This is a genomic window from Gordonia sp. DT30 (assembly GCF_049844915.1).
In the GTDB taxonomy this organism is placed as follows: domain Bacteria; phylum Actinomycetota; class Actinomycetes; order Mycobacteriales; family Mycobacteriaceae; genus Gordonia.
The window spans coordinates 196,020-213,216 of record NZ_JBNCLY010000004.1 but is presented as its reverse complement, the minus strand read 5'-3'; the positions used below and the strand labels follow the sequence as shown (position 1 = coordinate 213,216).

Here is a 17,197-nt window from a genome sequence, read left to right as displayed (position 1 = left end):
TGCGTGTTCGTCGTTGCCCACATCAGCGACCTCCATTTCAACGGAACGCGGTACAACCGCGCCCGGATCGAGTCGACCCTGAGTTATCTCAACGCACGCGCGGCCGGACTCGATGCGTTGCTGGTCACCGGCGACATCGCCGACGAAGGAACACCTCGCGAATACGTCGAGGCCTATCGCGTTCTCGAGTCCCCGCTACCGATGCTGGTCACCGTCGGTAACCATGATCTTCGGGACAATTTCAGCGAGGTCTTCGGTCCTCGTCGCAGCATGGCCCCGGTCAACTCCTCGCTGCTCATCGGTGACGTCTTGCTGCTGTCGGCGGACAGTTCCATTCCCGGGGGCAACGACGGTTACCTCGACGACGACACGCTCGAATGGATGTCGGCGCAGATCGAGGCCGCCGGCCCGCAGACCCGGGTGCTGGTGGCCTTCCATCACCCGCCGGTGGACGTCGGTATGACCTACATGGACACCATCCGCCAGACCGGAGAACAGCGGCTGGCCGCTCTCGTCGGCAAACACCCCAACATCGTCGGCTTCGTCTGTGGGCACATACACTCCGCATGCGTCACCCGCTTTGCCGACCGTCCGCTCTGCATGGCGCCGGGTGTCTCATCGACACTGAACCTGCCCTTCGAGGGCACCGACATCATCAACCGCGGCCAACCCCCGGGTATCGCCTTCCACATGATCGACGGCGATCGCCTGATCACTCACTTCCGTTCGGTGATGTTCTAGCGTCCACCCGAGGCGCGAAACACTTTGTCCACAAGCAGTATTCGATACCCAGATCGCCCACCGGCGTGACGGCTGTTCACCGCAGGGAAAGTCGTTCACCGCTGGGGCAACTGTTCACTGGCGTGGCGAAAGTGGTTGCTGCCCTTGTGGATTAATCCTACAAACCCTGCCAGTCGAACAAATCTTCTGCTACACTGGACTCATCGCAAGATCATCCAGGGGGGATTCCATGATCGACGCCACCACACACTCCGCGGAGCTCCCGGCTGACCTGTTCGCGGGTCTCATCGCGCAGCTCGATGACCATACGTTCCGCGCGGACATCGGTTCGCGGGAAGCGTTCGCGGCGATGCAGCAACTGATCATCTTGCGCAACAAAGTCGATCACCTCGCCGCGACATTGACCGGCGAGTTCGACCGTCTCAAAGTGACCGCGCCCCAAGGCCGCTCGGTACGACAATTGTTGATCACCATGGGAATCGCACCCGCCGTCGCCGGCCGACTCGTCCGCGTCGGCACCACGAAGGAGCTCGACGGTCTGCGTATCCACACCGTCGACGGTGCGATATCCCTCGACCACGCCGACGCCGTCGTCCTCGGACTCACCCACATCGATTCCCGCACCGGCGAACCCGTCACCCCCGAACAGCGTCGCGACCACACCCGGTCCCTCGTCTCGCAAGCGTTGTCCGGGATGAGTCCCGCCGAAATCGGTAAGCACGCAAACCAACTCGGCAATCTGCTCGCCGACGACACCGACGGAAAGCCTGCCGCCGAAGACAAGAGCGTCAACGAACTCGGCTACCACAAGACCAGCGACGGACGCCTCGATGTGCGCGCCAACCTCGATGCGGTTGCCGGGGAGAAACTCCACAGTCTCGTCGAGAGTTTGTCCGCGCCAAAGCCTCAGCCCGATGGTTCGCTGGATTCGCGGTCGGCCGATCGTAAGCGCGCCGATGCTCTGGAAACGATCCTGGAGCTCGCGGCAAAGGGCCTCGCCGACGAGACCGTGTCGTGTAAACCGACCGGCGGTGTGCTGCTGACGATTCCTGCTGATGCCCCGAAGCTTTCCGCACTTGAGTTCATGAGATCGGTGACGCCCGCGACCGCGAAAACACTCGGGTGTGATGCCGGGGTCACCGTGGTGATCGTCGACGGTGACGAGGTGCCGTTGAACGTCGGACGCGAGAAGCGGTTGTTCACCCCGGCACAGCGAAAAGCGTTGCTGATCAGGGATAAATGCTGCATCAAGTGTGGTGCGCCGGCGTCGCGCACCCAGGCGCACCACCTCGTGTCGTGGGTCGAGGGTGGCCCCACCGACCTCGACAACGGCTGCCTTTTGTGCACGGCGTGCCATCACGATGTCCACGACAGGGGATGGGATGTGGTGATGGGCTTCGATCGGCACCCGTGGCTGGTCCCGCCCGCGGGTGTCGACCCGAATCGGCGACCCTTACCGGCCTACAACCGTCGCACCCTGCACCTCGACGACGCTGCCTGACACTGACCGTCTGACACGATCCGCCTGAAACAGGCCTACCCATAACGACTTCCCGACCCCGCACCCGGCCCGCCGGGACCGCATCTGTTCGTTGAGAACTTCATAGATAGATAGGGCTACGGCCCAGATCCCGGCTGTCGCCGGTCCACGTCGACCACCCTTCCGAGGTGGGACGTCGGTGCCGGCGACTGCCGGGGTTGACCTTCACGTAGATCGAAGCCCGATGATGTGGTGGTGGAAGATCCCGGGTTGATGCCGATCGGTTCGTTCGCGCGCAGGAGTGGGCTGACAGCGAGCGCGTTGCGCTTCTATGCCGATGCCGGCGTGCTGATCCCGACCGAGGTCGACCCGGCGTCCGGGTATCGGTTCTATGCGACAGACCAACTCGAGCGTGCGTCGTTGCTTCGGCAACTACGCGAGATCGGAATGCCTCTCGCGACGGCGAGATCCGTGCTCACTGCCGACTGCGAGGAGGCGGTGCGCTTGGTCGACGACCATGTCGACGCAGTCGTCGGCAACGCCGTCACCGCACGGGAGCGTGCCGCCACCATCAAATCCGCCCTGGTCGAAACGACCGCAACGATGGTCGCCACGGTGAGCGGCCCAGTGCTGGCCGCGGCGGTGGCGCAGGTCCTCACCGCCACCACCGACGAACCGGACGTCCCGGTACTCGGCGGTGTACGCATCGAGGCCGACGCCGGCACGGTGGTGGTGACCGCAACCGATCGCTACCGCTTGTCGATTCGCACGCTGGTGAGCACCCATCGTCCTGGTCCGGCCTGGGCAGCGACGGTGAACGGCGAGGACCTGCGTGACTGCCTGACCGATCTGCGGCGCACGCCGCAAGCTCGAATCGAGGCGACCGACCACGAAATATGGATCCGGATGCCGACACGCGGAGATCGACATTGTCGACTCCTGACCGAAACGTTCCCCGACTACCAGTTGATGCTCGACGAACTGCCCCCGCCGACGACGCGCGTTGAGTCGCCGAAGACGATGTTGCTCCAACGCCTCGAAGAAAGATCCACAGGACTGATCTGCCTGCGCGTCAACAACTCCGGGATCTCGTTGTACGACACCAGCCACGACATGCACGGCCAGATTCCGGGCCGTGTCAGTGGGCCCGGGTTCGACGTCTGGTTCGAGATGACCACCCTCTATCCGGCCATCAGTACCGCAATCGGCGCGGATGTGGTCTTCGACCTCCGCGGCGCGACGCAGCCTGCGACCATCCGCTCTGCCGACAACGGTGATCTGACCACGCTTGTCATGCCCACCATGCCCCCATTCACCGAAGATGGCGCCACACCAAAGGAGCACCACGAATGACCGGAGCAACCACGACCGACCCGACGATGAATGCCATCATCGAGGCGGTCACCGACGGACGCAGCGGAAACGTCGACAACGCACGCACCCAACTCCTGGATCTGTGGCAGACAATCGGAGTCACCGGAGATCCACTCCACCGCTGCACACTGGCGCATTACCTGGCCGACCTCTACATCGATCCTGCACAGGCCCTGCAATGGGATGTGCGTGCACTCGACGCCGCCGATGCCGTCAGCGAGCAACGGGCCCGAGAACTCGACGCCGGCCTGCACATCGCCGGCTTCTACCCATCGCTTCACCTCAACCTCGCCGACAACTTTCGTCGGCTCGGCAGCTTCGACGCCGCCCGAGACCAGCTCGCATCAGCCCGTGAACGCTCCTTTACCCTGCAAGCCGATTCATACGGCGACCTCATTCGTGTGGGAATCGAGGAGGTGGCCGCCGCGGTCAAGAAGCGGGACACCGCACCCCGCGCATGGTCTCGAGCATCGAGCGGAACCGAATAGCGTCCGCTCCACCGGCCAGAAGGGCGACACCCCACCGCCGGACGCGACCATTTCCGGCCCACCAGATGCTCGTTACCGGGTTGGAACCAAGTCCCCCTGGTGACCTGCATATCCGCCACCTACTGTTACTCAAGTGACTGGTGTGTCCAGAGTGAAACGTAATTTTCGACGAACCGCTGTCGGGGTTCTCGCACTGTCGGCCATCGGCGGCGCGGCCGTCGGTACTCTGCCGACGTCCCACGAGAGCGCGGTGACCACAGCTGCGGTCACCGTCGATCCGGCCTCGCTGTACAACGCCGCGCAACAGAAGTTCGCCGCCGGAGATGTGGCCGGCGGCCTCGGTGACCTCAAACAGGCGGTGACACTCAATCCTGCTGACAGCCAATCCCTTGCACTGCAAGCCATCTGGGCCGACCAGATCTCCGACGACGCGCTCGGCAAGGCAGCGCTGAATCGCTTGACAGTGGTGGACTCTCGGTTGGCGAAGACCACACGCAACGTCATCGACGGCGTCACCAAGGCGGCCGCGATCGTCCCGAGCACCACCGCCCGACCCGTCTCGGGCAACCCGGCCATCGTCATCCTCGGATTCGGCCTGTCCCCCGAGGGGAAACCGGCGCCCGAGCTGATCAAGCGACTCGAAGCCGGACGCGCACAGGCACTGTCATCGCCGTCGGCGCCGATCGTCGTCACCGGTGGCAAGCCCCAAAACGGGGCCACCGAGGCATCGGTGATGCGCAAGTGGCTGATCGCCAACGGCGTCGCGCCAGCACGCATCGCCACCGAGGAAACGTCCGTCTCGACCGTGTCGAACGCCCAGAACACCGCCGGGCTCCTCACCGCACGCCACATCTCCGATGTGGTGCTGGTGACTTCCCCCAACCACATTCGCCGCGCCGCAGCCGACTTCGCCGCAGCCGGCCTCACCGTCACGCAGTCGATCACCACCGACACCGACCTGGCGAAGAACGACGCACCACTGCCCAAGGACAAGCAGACCGGCATCCGCGTCGAGGCGACCCGCACCGCGGGCATTCCGACGAGCCGGACCCCGCTTCTGCCCACCGATCAGCTACCGGGAAGTCAGCTACCTGACGTGGGCCCCGGAATAATCGACGACATCGGCGGGAAGATCCTCGGGCAGCTGGTCGGATCGGGGTCGGCCGGCTGATCACCCTCGGCGGGTGATTCGGCATCCGGGCGCGTCGCCCGAGGTCTGCCCGGTGTCTGCCCGAACGGCCGGTCTACCAGACCAGCGGCGCAAGGAATTTCGTCGCGAACTCGCGCAGCGCGTCGTCGTCGTCGACGTCGATGGCGTGCGATGACGTGGTCGCGAAGGACGTGACCAAGCGGAAGAGGATCTCGGCGACCAGGCGCAGATCAGGCTCGGGCATCGAGGCGCAGGGTGGCGACGACGCCGCCACTGAATTCGTCGATGAGGTCGTCGACACGGGGATCCTCGGTGCCGACGCTGAGATCGATGGCGGCCGGGTCGTCGACGATGACCTTCGCGATGACGTCGTTGTTGCGCATTCCCAGAACTGCCGCGGTGAAGGCCTCGACGATGGCGGCGCGGGGTCGAGCCCCTTGACCCGCACGCCGATCTCGTGAACGAAATCGCGACGCATCCGTTCGACCGCCGCGGCGAGGAGTTCCTCCTTGCCGGGGAAGCGACGGTACAGCGTGCTGCGGCTGACGCCGGCCTCGCGCGCAATCCGAGGTCACCGATGCCGGTGCGCCACAACAGCTGAGCGCCAGCGAGATCAGTACGTCCAGTGGCACCGTCGTGGTGGTCTTGGCCTGCCTGCTCGGTGCGTTGGCGTTGCGGCGCCTGAGCCCGGCATACCGCCCGGTCTGGGCCGGCTATACCGGTATCGCACTCTCGGCCCTCGCGGTGGTGGCGGTGCTGTGGTTCACCTCCGATACCGCACACCAGGTCTCGGCTCTGGGTTCATCGGTCGACGTCGACGCCGATTCGCTGCAGGTGACGCCGTGGCCGTGGATCACGTTGTGCTGCTTCCTCATCGGCGCCGCGATCAGCGTATTCCTGGTCCCCCGGAGCGGCCGTGGCCGCGCCGGGGGCGTCGATCGCGGGCCGGCTACAGCGCCTTGAGTTCCTCGATGACCGAGTCGACGGACTTCTTGGCGTCCCCGAAGAGCATCGAGGTGTGATCGAGGTAGAACAGTGGGTTCTCGATGCCGGCGTATCCGGAACTCATCCCGCGTTTGAGCACGATCACCGAACGCGCCTGATCGACATTGAGGATCGGCATGCCGTGGATGGGTGAACCCGGATCGTTGCGCGCCGCCGGATTGGTGACGTCGTTCGCGCCGATCACGATGGCGACGTCGGTGCGCGCGAACTCGCCGTTGATGTCGTCCATCTCCTTCATCGCGTCATACGGCACATCTGCTTCGGCCAGAAGCACATTCATGTGTCCGGGCATCCGCCCGGCGACCGGGTGGATGGCGTATTTGACCTCGACGCCCTTGGCCTCGAGCAGGGTGGCCATCTCTTTGACGGTGTGCTGCGCCTGCGCGACGGCCAGGCCGTAACCCGGCACGACGATCACCTGGTTGGCGTAGGCCATCTGGATTGCGGCGTCGGCGGCCGAGGTGGCCTTGACCGTGCCGCCCGCCGCGTCCGCACCGCCGGCGACGCCGGCCTCGCCACCACCGAAGGCGCCGAACACGATCGCCGGGATGGACCGGTTCATCGCCTTGGCCATCAGGTTGGTCAGGATCGTGCCCGATGCACCGACGATCATGCCGGCCACGATCATGGCCTGGTTGTTCAGCGCCAGACCCGCAGCCGCGGCCGACAGCCCGGTCAGCGCGTTGAGCAGCGAGATGACCACCGGCATGTCGGCGCCGCCGATCGGGAACACCACGAACAGACCCATCACACCGGCGATCACGAGCAGCGCCACGATCCAGAACCATGGCGTCGCCGAAGTGGAATCGGCGGAGACACCGATGTAGACGGCGATCGCGATGGCCGCGATGGCGAGCACGATGTTGGCGAACTGGAAGGCCTTGGCGGCCTTGACCAACTTCTTCTCGAGGTTCTTGTTCAACAGCTCCTGCAGCTTCGCGAACGCCACCAGCGATCCCCAGAAGGAGACCGAACCGATGATCGCCGCAAACAGCGAGCCGACGATGACGTGTACGTCGGGCGTCTCGTGCACTGCGGTGAAGCCGTCGGACTCGATGTACTCCGACCACGCGATCAGCGCGACGGTCCCGCCGCCGACACCGTTGAACAGTGCCACGAGCTGCGGCATCGCGGTCATCTTGGTCTTCAGGGCCGGCGGGATGCCCAGCGCCACACCGACCACCAGGCCGACGGCGATCAGAATCCAGTTGATCGACGGCACGCCCGCATCGCCGGCGTTGTTGTAGACGCCGAGCAACGTCGCGACGACGGCGATCCCCATGCCGACCGCGGCGATCCAGTTGCCGCGCACCGCGGTCTTCGGCCCGGTCAGGCCCGACAGGCCATAGATGAACAGCGAGAACGCGACGATGTAGAGGACGGTCACCCCGTAACCGAGGCCTTCGGAGACCTGCCCCGTGCCGCTGAAACTGGCGTCTACCACCTCTTGGGCGAAAACGGTGGCGCTCACTTGGCGGACTCCTTCTTACCCTTGAACATTCCCAGCATGCGGTCGGTGACGGCGAAACCGCCGACCACGTTGAGCGTGCCGAACACCAGCGCGATGAACGCGATGATGCGCACGCCCCAATTGGCGTCGGCCGGTAGCGAACCCAGCACCACCAGGGCGCCGAGCACAACTACGCCGTGGATGGCGTTGGTGCCCGACATCAGCGGGGTGTGCAGGGTGTTGGGGACCTTCGAGATGACGGCGAAGCCGACGAAGCCGGCCAGCACGAGAATCGCAATGTTCGCGAGTAGTTCGTTGTACATCAGGCCGACGCCTCCTGGCTGTCACGGGTGACACACGCGGCGGTGATGACCTCGTCGGTGAAATCCGGTGCGAGCGCACCATTCTCGTCGAGCATGAGGTCGATCAGCGCGAGCACGTTCTTGGCATACAACTCGCTGGCGTGCTCGGGCATGGTGGCGGGGAGATTCAGCGGCGAGGTGATGGTGACGTCGTGTGTGACGACCGTCTGCCCGGGTTCGGTGAGTTCGCAGTTGCCGCCGGTCTCGCCTGCGAGGTCGACGACGACGCTGCCCGGCTTCATGCCCTCGACCGCGGCGGCGGTCACCAGACGTGGCGCCGGCCGACCCGGCACCAGTGCGGTGGTGATGACGACGTCGAATCCCTTGATCGCATCCTCGAGCGCCTGCTGTTGCTTCGCTCGCTCGTCGTCGGTCAGTTCGCGGGCATACCCGCCCTCGCCGGCGGCGTCGATCCCGAGATCGAGCCACTGCGCGCCCACCGAACGAACCTGCTCGGCCACCTCGGGCCGCACGTCGTAGCCGGTGGTGCGGCCACCCAGACGTTTGGCGGTCGCAAGCGCCTGCAGACCGGCGACGCCCACCCCGAGCACCAGCACGGTTGCCGGCTTCACGGTGCCCGCCGCGGTGGTCAGCATCGGGAAGAAGCGGGTCGACAGATCGGCGGCGACGATGACGGCCTTGTATCCCGACACGTTGGCCTGCGAACTCAGTGCGTCCATCACCTGAGCGCGCGAGATACGCGGAATCGCCTCTACGGCATACGCCTCGATGCCGGCCTCGCGCAGGGCGCCGATCTTGGTGTCGGCGTTGCGCGGCGCGAGGAATCCGATCAGCTTCTGTCCACTGTGCAGCTTGGCGATCTCGGCGTCCGACGGCGGCGACACCCGCAACACCGCATCGGCCGAATACGGATCGCCGATCGTCGCACCGGCCTCGACGAAGGCCTCGTCGGGGATCAGCGCCCCGAGGCCTGCCCCCTCCTCGACGATCACGGGGACGTTCTTGCCCACCAGCGACGCGACGACCTTCGGTACCAGCGCCACCCGACGCTCACCGGAGGCCGTTTCGCGCACGACACCCACACTCATTGCTATTCGCTGTCTTTCGTTCTGTCGGTACTCATCGACTTGTCGGTGCATCGGCGAAAACGAACGATCGGCCCGGTCGGTGCTCTGATCGGCCGTGCCGCAGTGATGCGGTCGGGACGGGGCGACGGGTTACATCACCACCAGAAACGTGCGACGAACATAACACGACCTCTCCCGACGCAGATCACTGCGTTGGTTTGCTCACTTTCCCTTGACTCTCGTACGACGTCCTGAGCACTGCGTGCGTCAGATTGGCCGGCAAACCGGGCCAATCAGGCGAACCGGCACCGGTCCCGGATGGGACAGCGGCCGATCCCGCGGCTCTATCAACATCTCGGCGCGGTGATCGCACCGCCGGCTGGTGGGATGTAGTCGACGATGATGCGAGAGAACACCGGGATCATCAGGTCGGGAACCGGCTCGAAGGCGCCACGATCGGGCATCGTCAGCGCCGAGCTGTTGTTCCACTGCTGCCGGGTGATTCGACTGAGGTCCAGATCGTGCCGGTGGTCCCGGAGCAATTGCCGCAGAAACAGTTTTGCACTTCTGCCGTTCCCTCTCGCCAGGGATGGGCGGTATTGAGGTAGGCGTAGGCCGTGGCTGCTTCGACGGCGAGACCGCCGTGGGCAAGGGCACCCCAGTCGGTGGTGGCGATGTGGTCGGCAGCCGCCCTCAGGTAGGCGCCGATCTGCGCAGGGTCGGCGAAGCCGATGCGGTCTTTGGCCATCGGGTAGATGCGGGTCTTACCGGCCCAGTCATAGATGTCGGCGAACAAGGCGGTGTGTACAGCGCGGAGATGCTCGGCGTCGTAGGTGCGGTCGATTACCAGCTGCCCGCGCAGGACTTGACGCTCGGCGGTGGCGGTGAGTCCATACTCCAGCTGCTCGAGTTGGTCTGGGTCGTCGATCCCGAGCTTGTTTGCCAATACGTGACTGCCTGGGATGAAGGTGGCATCCCAGTCCGATCGGGGAGAAGCCATGGACCGCGACGCCTATCTCGAGTTGATGATGACCGGCAGTAAGACGGCGACACCACCCGTCATGACTCCAGGGGGCGTCGCATGCGAGGCGGACGATTCGTCAGGTGGCGGCGGTGACTCCACGCAGTGCCATCTGGACGAGCTCCGCTCGGGTGATCTCGCCACGTGCTTGGCGCAGGAGGTCGTCGCGGCTGATGGCGCCGCGAGCCTCGGCGGTGAGAATGGCAATGTCGTCGCGGGTCGGCTCCCAGCCTTCGAGGACGTTGTTGTCCACCGCGGCGGTGATATCCAGCGCGTCATGTTCGGTCAGTCCGGCAAACAGGTCGGGGTATGCGCGGGTGAGCCAGGTGGAAGTGGCCATGGCACGCTCCTTTCGGCTGCGGTACGTAGATTCTAGCCGCGAAACCAACCACGTTCGGTCACGTGTTCGGTAGAACCGCCGGTTCGGCGCTCTCGGTCGTCGGAGTCTCGATCGTCGGGGTCTCGATCGTCGGGGTCTCGATCGTCGGGGTCTCTGGCGTCGGGGTGGCAGTAGATGTCGTGGCTGCCAACTCTCCACTACTCGGTGCCGGTGCCGTACTCGTGGCCGATCGGTTGGTCCCGGTGATCGACGGCGCTGTCGGAGTCGAATTCGCCGGCGTCGTCGCAGGCGGCGTGTCGGCACCGGCCACCGAGCTGTAGTCGGCCCGGCAGGCCGACGGGGTCCGGGCGCAGGCATCGGGATCGTGGACCGGGACGCCGACTCCGAGACGGGCGGCGAGAAGTTCCTGGAGTTCACGCGGTGTGGGCACGTCGTAGGCGCTCAACTGGCCCCGCATTTCGTCCGACATCGGGATCGGCAGATCTGCCAGGGTCGAGCGGGCACCGGGCATCGGCACCGGGACGAGCGCACTCAGCGCCTCGTCGAATTCTCGCGGCACCGGAATACCCAAGTCACGCAGCATCATTCCCCACGGATTGCCGCCTTCGTAGACGATGTAGTGCGTGTTGCCGCCGGCTCCGGCCTCCTGGCTCGTCCACTCCTTGGTGATCGTGTACTCGTTGATGTGCTGGTTGAGAGATCCGTGCACGTAGAAGCCTGGTGCCAGATAGAAGAACGTGGAGATCGGATTGACGAGCGGATTACCCGCCCCACAGGTCGGATCGCCGCGGACGCAGTAGGAGTACACGGGAATGTCGCCGGTGTCGGCGGGATCGCGGTCACCGTTGGTATACAGCCCCGGCAGAAGGCTCGGCATCGTGTTCTCCACGCCAGTGTTGGGAAAGCGTGAGTCAGCGCCGATGATCACCACGATCTTGTCGTCGGGGATCTCACCCTCCCCGTCGATGTTTCTGTGGTGCAACAGGTATGCGACGTTCATCGCGATCGGTGCGCTCTGCGAGTAGCCGTTGACGACGACCCTGCGGTTGCCGTCACCCGGATACGCGGCCTCCGCATCGGCGACGCCGTTGATCGATCCGGCCTCGACAGAGTGGGTGAAGGTATCCGAGCCGACGAGGTAGATCGGGATACCGAACGGATCGAGTCCGAAGGCGCCGGGATACGAGACGACGGTGACTTCCGGTGCAGCCTTGGGATCGACGACGGCCGCGCCGGTCGCCGCGTCGGTCGTGACGCCCCCGAACAGCCCGATCTGCAGAGTGCGCCCGAGTTGGTCGCTGCCGTCGTAGTCGGTGGTGCCAGGGATGAGGATGACCGCATCATCGGCGCTCAATGGCGGCGCCCATTCCGGAGTTCTGACGAGTGCGGGTTCGCCGTGATCGCCGGTTCCCGAGGAACCGGCGTCCGGGAAGATGATGGGGCCGATCTGTAGTGCGTTGGTCACTCCCGGCTGAAAACTTGCCTGTACGAAGAGAAGTGCGGCGGCAGCCACCACCACCGTCAGTATCGAGTGTCGCCCTCTGAGCACTTCATCCCCCTGATCCGCGGATCGTTCCCCTCCGGCGAACTGGTCCCCGCCGGTCTACGACCGCTGCCGCCCATGTCGAGAGGTGAGTGTATCGCCCATCGCCGCGCACCAGAGGCGCTTGCCACCAATCGGTGAAACCCAGATAGTCCAATCGACACCGTGCCAGGGCGCGTACGCCTAGCACAACCCACCGACAGAAACGCGCGTCCACCGAGCCACGAAACACGTTGTCCACAAGCGGTATTCGATCCACAAATGCCGGCGATCCAGGTGCCATTGTCGGTGCATGCGTGTAAGATGGAGACATCGAATCGATCACCAAGGGGGGCACTATGATCGCCGACGCAACTGTCGAAAGCGACGATACCGCAGCCATTCTGGCCGGCATTGTCGACCAGCTGGCCGAGCTTCGCACCGGATTGGACATGACCGGGCCGCAAGCACACGCCGCGCTGCAGCAGATTCTGCTGATCCGCAACCTCGCCGACCACCATGCGGCCACGCTGACCGGTGATCTCGACCGATTCGGTGTCGCCGACGGCCACGGACGCCGCCTGCGGGAACTGTTGACCGTGATGGGGTGCGCGCCCGCGGTCGCTGCACGGTTCGTGCGGGTCGGTACCGCCATCGACATCGACCCACTCGTGCGCCGGGCGGCTGACGGAGCCATCTCGTCCGAACACGCCGACGCGATCGTGCGGGGGCTGTCGCACATCGAATCGCGCTCAACCGAACCCGTTGATCCCGACCTGCGGTCAGCACAGTTGATGTCACTGATGTCGTGGTCGTCGGCGGGCATGACGCCCGCGCAGATCACCGATCACGCTCGCACCATCGCGAACGAACTCGCCGCCGACACCGATGCCGGTGTGCCTGCCGCCGAGGACAAGTCGATCAACGAGCTGGGCTACCACAAAACCGATGATGGCCGTTTGGATGTGCGTGCCAACCTGGATGCGGTTGCCGGGGAGAAGCTGCACAGCCTGGTTGAAGCGTTGTCGGCGCCGAAACCTCAACCCGATGGTTCGCATGATCCGCGGGCGGCCGAGCGCCGCCGTGCTGATGCCTTCGAATCCATTTTGGAACTCGCCGAGCGGGGTCTCGCCGACGAGACCGTGTCGTGCAAGCCGACCGGTGGTGTCCTGCTGACGATCCCGGCTGATGCCCCGAAGCTGTCCGCGTTGGAGTTCATGGGGTCGGTGACACCCGCGACGGCGAAAGCGTTGGGGTGTGATGCCGCGGTCACCGTCGTCATCGTCGACGACGCACAGGTGCCGTTGAACGTGGGACGCGAAAAGCGTCTGTTCACCCCGGCGCAACGAAAAGCGTTGCTGCTGCGGGATGAGTGCTGCGTGAAATGCGGTGCCCCCGCATCGCGCACCCAGGCACACCACCTCGTGTCATGGGTCGACGGTGGCCCCACCGACCTCGATAACGGGTGCCTCCTGTGCACGGCCTGCCATCACGACGTCCACGACCGCGGCTGGGATGTCGTGATGGGCTTCGATCGTCACCCGTGGCTGGTCCCGCCTGCGGGTGTCGACCCGAAGCGACGACCCTTACCCGCCTACAACCGACGCACCCTCCACCTCGACAACGCCGCCTGAAACAGGCTCACCCACAATGACTTTCCGACCCTTGCGCCCCGGCCTGCCGGGACCGCATCCGTTCCTTGAGAACTTCATAGGTCGCCGGCCCCGGACTCGGGACCATCGGTCTCAGCGGACGGTATAGGTGCGGGTATCCAGTCCGGTGGCGCCGTCGGGGACCGGGTCGGCGAGCGCGGCGGTCTGGACCTGCCCGTCCTTCCCGATCGCCCGGCACGCGACGGTGTGTGCGCCCGGCGTGGCGTGCCACTCGTATTTCCATGGGCGCCAGGTATCGTCGCTGTAGTCGGCGGCCAGAGTCGCCGGCGCCCACGGACCGTTGTCGACCCGTACCTCGACCCGAGCGATGCCGGTGTGCTGATGCCAGGAGGTGCCGGCGATGATCACCTGGCCGGCCCGCAGACTCGAGCCGGAGGACGGGCGGTCGATGCGCGAGGCGATCTTGATCGGTCCGGTGGCCGACCAGCCGCGCGTCGTCCAATATGCCTGCGCCGCAGAGAACGTGGTCAATTCCCAGTCCACCACCCATTTGGTGGCCGAGACGTATCCGTAGAGCCCGGGGATGACCTGTCGCACCGGGTATCCGTGTTCGATCGGCAGTGGCTGACCATTCATGCCGATCGCGAGCAGGGCGTCGCGGTTGTCGCTGATCGCCGAAACCGGTGTGCCACAGGTCCATCCGTCGGAGCTGGTGGACAGCAGCATATTCGCGCCCGGACGCGCCCCGGCGCGATCGAGCAGATCCTTCATCCGTACCCCGAGCCAGCGTGCATTGCCGATCAGGTCACCGCCGACCTCATTGGAGACGCAGGTGAGCGTGACCAGCCGCTCGGTCAACGGCATCCGCAGCAATTCGTCCCAGGAGAGGGAGAACTCGTTGTCGACCATGCCGTGCACCCGCAGCTTCCAGTCGCCGGTGGTCAGCTGCGGGACCTGCAGAGCGGTGTCGATCCGGTAGAAGTCGGCGTTGCCGGTGACGAACGGCGACGTCCCCGGAACTCCGATGTCGGCGGCGGCCGGTACCGGCGGGGCAGGGTCGGCCGGGGCCGGGAGACGCACGGCATTGCGATCGGCCAGCGTCTTGGCGGCACCGGCGAGCAGGGTCCGGCCCAGAGCACCGGCGGCGACGGCGACCGCCGCGATCCCGGCCGCGGCCAGCACGAAGCGGCGCGACGTGGGCGCTCCGAGACCACCACGGCGGTCCTCGGCATCCGCTGGATCGTCCGTATCGACAGGATCCTCGCCCGACTCATCCTTCCCGGCGTCGAGGGTGAGGATGCCGATGAGGATCCGCAGCGCGACCACGCCGGCGGCGCCACCCAGGAGCGAGGGCAGCACGAAGGTCGCCGTGGCACCGGGGCGGCCGAGGGCGGTGATCATCCCGACGATGGCGAAAACCACGATGACCACCGAACCGATCGGTGGGCGTCGCCGTTCCACGACCCCGCAGACACCCGCGATCACGGCGATCACCACGCCCATCACCACGAACAGCGTGAGTTTGTCTGAGGTGCCAAAGGTGGATATCGCCCATTCGCGCATCCACAGCGGCGAATGGTCCACGACGGTCGAGCCGACGGCGAAATACGGGGAGGATTCCGGCGAGATGAGCGCCGCCACCAATTCGCCGATGCCGAGGGCGGCACCGACGGCGACGATTCCGGCGATGGCATTCACCGGCGCCCCGACACGACGAGCGGGGGCGTGCCGGGGTGTGTCGTCGAGTTCGGAGGTCACACTCATTGATACTCCCCGTCCGGGCCTCCTCGCGCGGGTCGCGCCCACCACGTCGATCAGTCACCCGACAAACCCAAGACTAGAACGCGTTCTAGTTTGTCGGTTACGCTGATGCGCATGGCAGCGGATACAGCGATCCCCGACACGGTCGCGCTCGAATCGGTCGACACCTTCGGCGACGAGGTCGACGTGGTGGTCATCGGACTCGGCATCGCGGGCGGATGCGCCGCCGTCGAGGCCGCGGCCCACGGCGCCCGGGTACTCGTACTGGAACGTGCGGCGCAGGCCGGTGGTACGACCGCCATGGCCGGCGGACACTTCTACCTCGGCGGCGGCACCGCGGTGCAACAGGCCACCGGCCACGAGGACTCGGCCGAGGAGATGGAGCGCTACATCACCGCCGTCTCGAGCGATCCCGAGCCGGACAAGATCCACGCGTACTGCGTCGACAGCGTCGATCACTTCAATTGGCTCGAGGCTCTCGGCTTCACCTTCGAGCGCAGCTACTACCCCGAGAAGGCCGTCGTGCAGCCCGAGACGCAGGGGCTGATGTACACCGGCAACGAAAAGGTGTGGCCGTTCAAGGACATGGCCAAACCCGCCCCGCGCGGACACAAGGTGCCGGTACCCGGTGACACCGGCGGCGCCGCGATGGTCGTCGAACTGCTGGTCAAACGGCTCGCCGAACTCGGCGTCGAGGTGCGCTACGAGACCGGCGCACGCAACCTCGTCGTCGACGCGGACGGTGCCGTCACGGGGGTGGCGTGGCGCGGCATCGGCGGCGAACAAGGCTACATTCGGGCGCACGGGGTGATCGTCGCCGCCGGCGGATTCGTCATGAACTCCGCGATGGTGGCCGAGCACGTGCCGTGGCTGACCGAGAAGCCGTTCGTGCTGGGCAACACCTACGACGACGGGCTCGGACTCCGGATGGGAGTGTCGGCAGGCGCTGTGCTCAAGCACATGGATCAGGCGTTCTGCACCGCGCCGGTGTACCCGCCGTCGATCCTGCTCACCGGAATCGCCGTCAACAAGAACGGGGATCGCTTCGTCGCCGAGGACTCCTACCATTCCCGGACGTCGGCATTCGTGCTCGAACAACCCGATGCGACGGCCTACCTCATCGTCGACGAGGCACATATGAAACGCCCCCGAATGCCGTTGGTACCCTTCGTCGACGGATACGAGACGGTCGCCGAAATGGAAGCGGCCCTGGGTATTCCGACCGGCCGACTGCAGACGACGCTGGACCGCTACAACACCCACGCCGCCGCGGGCACCGACCCCGACTTCCACAAGTCGGCGGAATTCCTGGCCGCGCAGGACACCGGCCCGTGGGCGGTATTCGACATGAGTCTGGGCAAGGCGATGTACGCCGGGTTCACCATGGGCGGCATGGCGACCTCGCTGGACGGCGAAGTCCTCGACGCCGACGGCAGTTCCATCGCGGGGCTGTATGCGGCCGGAGCGTGCGCCGCCAACATCGCCCAGGACAGCTTGGGATACGCCAGCGGCACCCAGCTCGGGGAGGGCTCGTACTTCGGGCGCCGCGCGGGACGGCACGCCGCCGCACGCCGCCGATCTGCCGAGGTGATCGGGTAGTCGGCTACGCACGTCCGCCGCCGATCCTGGTGGTGTACTGCGTTCACCGACACCACCGCGCACCGTGGTGCGCCCACTCCCGAGGTGCGCACCGAGGAGTGTGGACCATGCGATCACACCGACTCATCCACCTGGCCGCCGCATTTCTTATCGCGGCCGTGAGCGGCGTGATCGCGATGGGAATCTCCCCGCCCACGTCGTCGGCCGATCCCGGGCGCGTGGTCTCCACCGAGACCGCCGGACCGAATCATCGTCTCCTGCGG

The 17,197-nt window shown here is 65.7% G+C and carries 17 protein-coding genes; 8 read left to right on the top strand and 9 right to left on the bottom strand.

Going from position 1 to position 17,197, the window contains the following annotated elements; all coding sequences use genetic code 11:
- Window positions 1–3: 3 nt before the first annotated feature.
- The 5 genes from ACLQ3C_RS06230 (at window position 4) to ACLQ3C_RS06210 (ending at window position 5,254) form a co-directional block, all read left to right on the top strand.
- Window positions 4–741, top strand: a complete 738-nt coding sequence (locus ACLQ3C_RS06230; protein WP_425704166.1) for a metallophosphoesterase — start codon at window positions 4–6, stop codon at window positions 739–741.
- A 229-nt stretch (window positions 742–970) separates the two neighbouring features.
- Entirely contained in the window at window positions 971–2,242 is a 1,272-nt protein-coding gene (locus ACLQ3C_RS06225) for a DUF222 domain-containing protein (RefSeq protein WP_425704165.1), read from the top strand.
- A 234-nt stretch (window positions 2,243–2,476) separates the two neighbouring features.
- Window positions 2,477–3,574 carry a MerR family transcriptional regulator gene (locus ACLQ3C_RS06220; RefSeq protein ID WP_425704164.1) on the top strand — a complete coding sequence of 366 codons (1,098 nt, stop codon included), beginning with the start codon at window positions 2,477–2,479 and terminating at the stop codon, window positions 3,572–3,574.
- Complete coding sequence (locus ACLQ3C_RS06215; RefSeq protein WP_425704163.1) at window positions 3,571–4,083, top strand: hypothetical protein; 513 nt, start codon at window positions 3,571–3,573, stop codon at window positions 4,081–4,083. The genes ACLQ3C_RS06220 and ACLQ3C_RS06215 overlap by 4 nt, the downstream gene beginning before the upstream one ends.
- A 142-nt stretch (window positions 4,084–4,225) precedes the next feature.
- Entirely contained in the window at window positions 4,226–5,254 is a 1,029-nt protein-coding gene (locus tag ACLQ3C_RS06210) for a YdcF family protein (RefSeq protein ID WP_425704162.1), read from the top strand.
- Window positions 5,255–5,327: 73 nt separating this feature from the next.
- On the opposite strand, the gene ACLQ3C_RS06205 is transcribed toward ACLQ3C_RS06210, so the two are convergent.
- Together ACLQ3C_RS06205 and ACLQ3C_RS06200 are read right to left on the bottom strand one after the other, a co-directional pair.
- A complete protein-coding gene (locus ACLQ3C_RS06205; protein WP_425704161.1) occupies window positions 5,328–5,477 on the bottom strand; it encodes a hypothetical protein in 150 nt (49 codons plus the stop codon).
- A complete protein-coding gene (locus ACLQ3C_RS06200) occupies window positions 5,464–5,616 on the bottom strand; it encodes a hypothetical protein (RefSeq protein WP_425704160.1) in 153 nt (50 codons plus the stop codon). Before ACLQ3C_RS06200 ends, ACLQ3C_RS06205 begins: the two co-directional genes overlap by 14 nt.
- Window positions 5,617–5,869: 253 nt before the next feature.
- Between ACLQ3C_RS06200 and ACLQ3C_RS06195 the strand changes: the two genes are divergently transcribed.
- Entirely contained in the window at window positions 5,870–6,196 is a 327-nt protein-coding gene (locus ACLQ3C_RS06195) for a hypothetical protein (protein WP_425704159.1), read from the top strand.
- Here the strand turns inward: ACLQ3C_RS06195 and ACLQ3C_RS06190 are convergent.
- The 6 genes from ACLQ3C_RS06190 to ACLQ3C_RS06165 form a co-directional block, all read right to left on the bottom strand.
- Window positions 6,183–7,709 (bottom strand): NAD(P)(+) transhydrogenase (Re/Si-specific) subunit beta, encoded by a 1,527-nt coding sequence (locus ACLQ3C_RS06190; protein WP_425704158.1) that lies wholly within the window; start codon window positions 7,707–7,709, stop codon window positions 6,183–6,185. The genes ACLQ3C_RS06195 and ACLQ3C_RS06190 overlap by 14 nt on opposite strands.
- Window positions 7,706–8,011 (bottom strand): NAD(P) transhydrogenase subunit alpha, encoded by a 306-nt coding sequence (locus ACLQ3C_RS06185; RefSeq protein ID WP_425704157.1) that lies wholly within the window; start codon window positions 8,009–8,011, stop codon window positions 7,706–7,708. The genes ACLQ3C_RS06190 and ACLQ3C_RS06185 overlap by 4 nt, the downstream gene beginning before the upstream one ends.
- Window positions 8,011–9,099: an NAD(P) transhydrogenase subunit alpha gene (locus ACLQ3C_RS06180; protein ID WP_425704156.1), complete on the bottom strand. Its 1,089-nt coding sequence runs from the start codon at window positions 9,097–9,099 to the stop codon at window positions 8,011–8,013. Before ACLQ3C_RS06180 ends, ACLQ3C_RS06185 begins: the two co-directional genes overlap by 1 nt.
- 445 nt (window positions 9,100–9,544) lie before the next feature.
- On the bottom strand, window positions 9,545–10,078 hold the full coding sequence (locus ACLQ3C_RS06175; RefSeq protein ID WP_425704155.1) for a Fic/DOC family protein: 534 nt from the start codon (window positions 10,076–10,078) through the stop codon (window positions 9,545–9,547).
- Window positions 10,079–10,178: 100 nt separating this feature from the next.
- Window positions 10,179–10,439, bottom strand: a complete 261-nt coding sequence (locus ACLQ3C_RS06170; protein ID WP_425704154.1) for a hypothetical protein — start codon at window positions 10,437–10,439, stop codon at window positions 10,179–10,181.
- A gap of 58 nt (window positions 10,440–10,497) precedes the next feature.
- Window positions 10,498–11,955, bottom strand: coding sequence for a hypothetical protein (locus tag ACLQ3C_RS06165; RefSeq protein ID WP_425704153.1), 1,458 nt, complete (start codon window positions 11,953–11,955; stop codon window positions 10,498–10,500).
- Between the two features lie 365 nt (window positions 11,956–12,320).
- On the opposite strand from ACLQ3C_RS06165, the gene ACLQ3C_RS06160 reads away from it, so the two are divergent.
- The gene (locus ACLQ3C_RS06160) at window positions 12,321–13,595 is read left to right on the top strand and encodes a DUF222 domain-containing protein (RefSeq protein ID WP_425704152.1); all 1,275 of its coding nucleotides are present in this window, start codon (window positions 12,321–12,323) and stop codon (window positions 13,593–13,595) included.
- A gap of 111 nt (window positions 13,596–13,706) precedes the next feature.
- On the opposite strand, the gene ACLQ3C_RS06155 is transcribed toward ACLQ3C_RS06160, so the two are convergent.
- Window positions 13,707–15,338 (bottom strand): molybdopterin-dependent oxidoreductase, encoded by a 1,632-nt coding sequence (locus ACLQ3C_RS06155; protein WP_425704151.1) that lies wholly within the window; start codon window positions 15,336–15,338, stop codon window positions 13,707–13,709.
- 111 nt (window positions 15,339–15,449) lie between these two features.
- Here ACLQ3C_RS06155 and ACLQ3C_RS06150 point away from each other — a divergent pair, with 111 nt between their 5' ends.
- Window positions 15,450–16,934 (top strand): FAD-binding protein, encoded by a 1,485-nt coding sequence (locus ACLQ3C_RS06150; RefSeq protein WP_425704150.1) that lies wholly within the window; start codon window positions 15,450–15,452, stop codon window positions 16,932–16,934.
- Window positions 16,935–17,197: the final 263 nt, after the last annotated feature.

What these genes read in the sequence shown, in the direction of transcription:
- ACLQ3C_RS06180 (WP_425704156.1), bottom strand. Translation starts at nt 9,099, where the DNA reads ATGAGTGTGGGTGTCGTGCGCGAAACGGCCTCCGGTGAGCGTCGGGTG.
- ACLQ3C_RS06160 (WP_425704152.1), top strand. Translation starts at nt 12,321, where the DNA reads ATGATCGCCGACGCAACTGTCGAAAGCGACGATACCGCAGCCATTCTG.
- ACLQ3C_RS06150 (WP_425704150.1), top strand. Translation starts at nt 15,450, where the DNA reads ATGGCAGCGGATACAGCGATCCCCGACACGGTCGCGCTCGAATCGGTC.
- ACLQ3C_RS06215 (WP_425704163.1), top strand. Translation starts at nt 3,571, where the DNA reads ATGACCGGAGCAACCACGACCGACCCGACGATGAATGCCATCATCGAG.
- ACLQ3C_RS06155 (WP_425704151.1), bottom strand. Translation starts at nt 15,338, where the DNA reads ATGAGTGTGACCTCCGAACTCGACGACACACCCCGGCACGCCCCCGCT.
- ACLQ3C_RS06225 (WP_425704165.1), top strand. Translation starts at nt 971, where the DNA reads ATGATCGACGCCACCACACACTCCGCGGAGCTCCCGGCTGACCTGTTC.
- ACLQ3C_RS06175 (WP_425704155.1), bottom strand. Translation starts at nt 10,078, where the DNA reads ATGGCTTCTCCCCGATCGGACTGGGATGCCACCTTCATCCCAGGCAGT.
- ACLQ3C_RS06170 (WP_425704154.1), bottom strand. Translation starts at nt 10,439, where the DNA reads ATGGCCACTTCCACCTGGCTCACCCGCGCATACCCCGACCTGTTTGCC.
- ACLQ3C_RS06200 (WP_425704160.1), bottom strand. Translation starts at nt 5,616, where the DNA reads ATGCGCAACAACGACGTCATCGCGAAGGTCATCGTCGACGACCCGGCC.
- ACLQ3C_RS06205 (WP_425704161.1), bottom strand. Translation starts at nt 5,477, where the DNA reads ATGCCCGAGCCTGATCTGCGCCTGGTCGCCGAGATCCTCTTCCGCTTG.
- ACLQ3C_RS06185 (WP_425704157.1), bottom strand. Translation starts at nt 8,011, where the DNA reads ATGTACAACGAACTACTCGCGAACATTGCGATTCTCGTGCTGGCCGGC.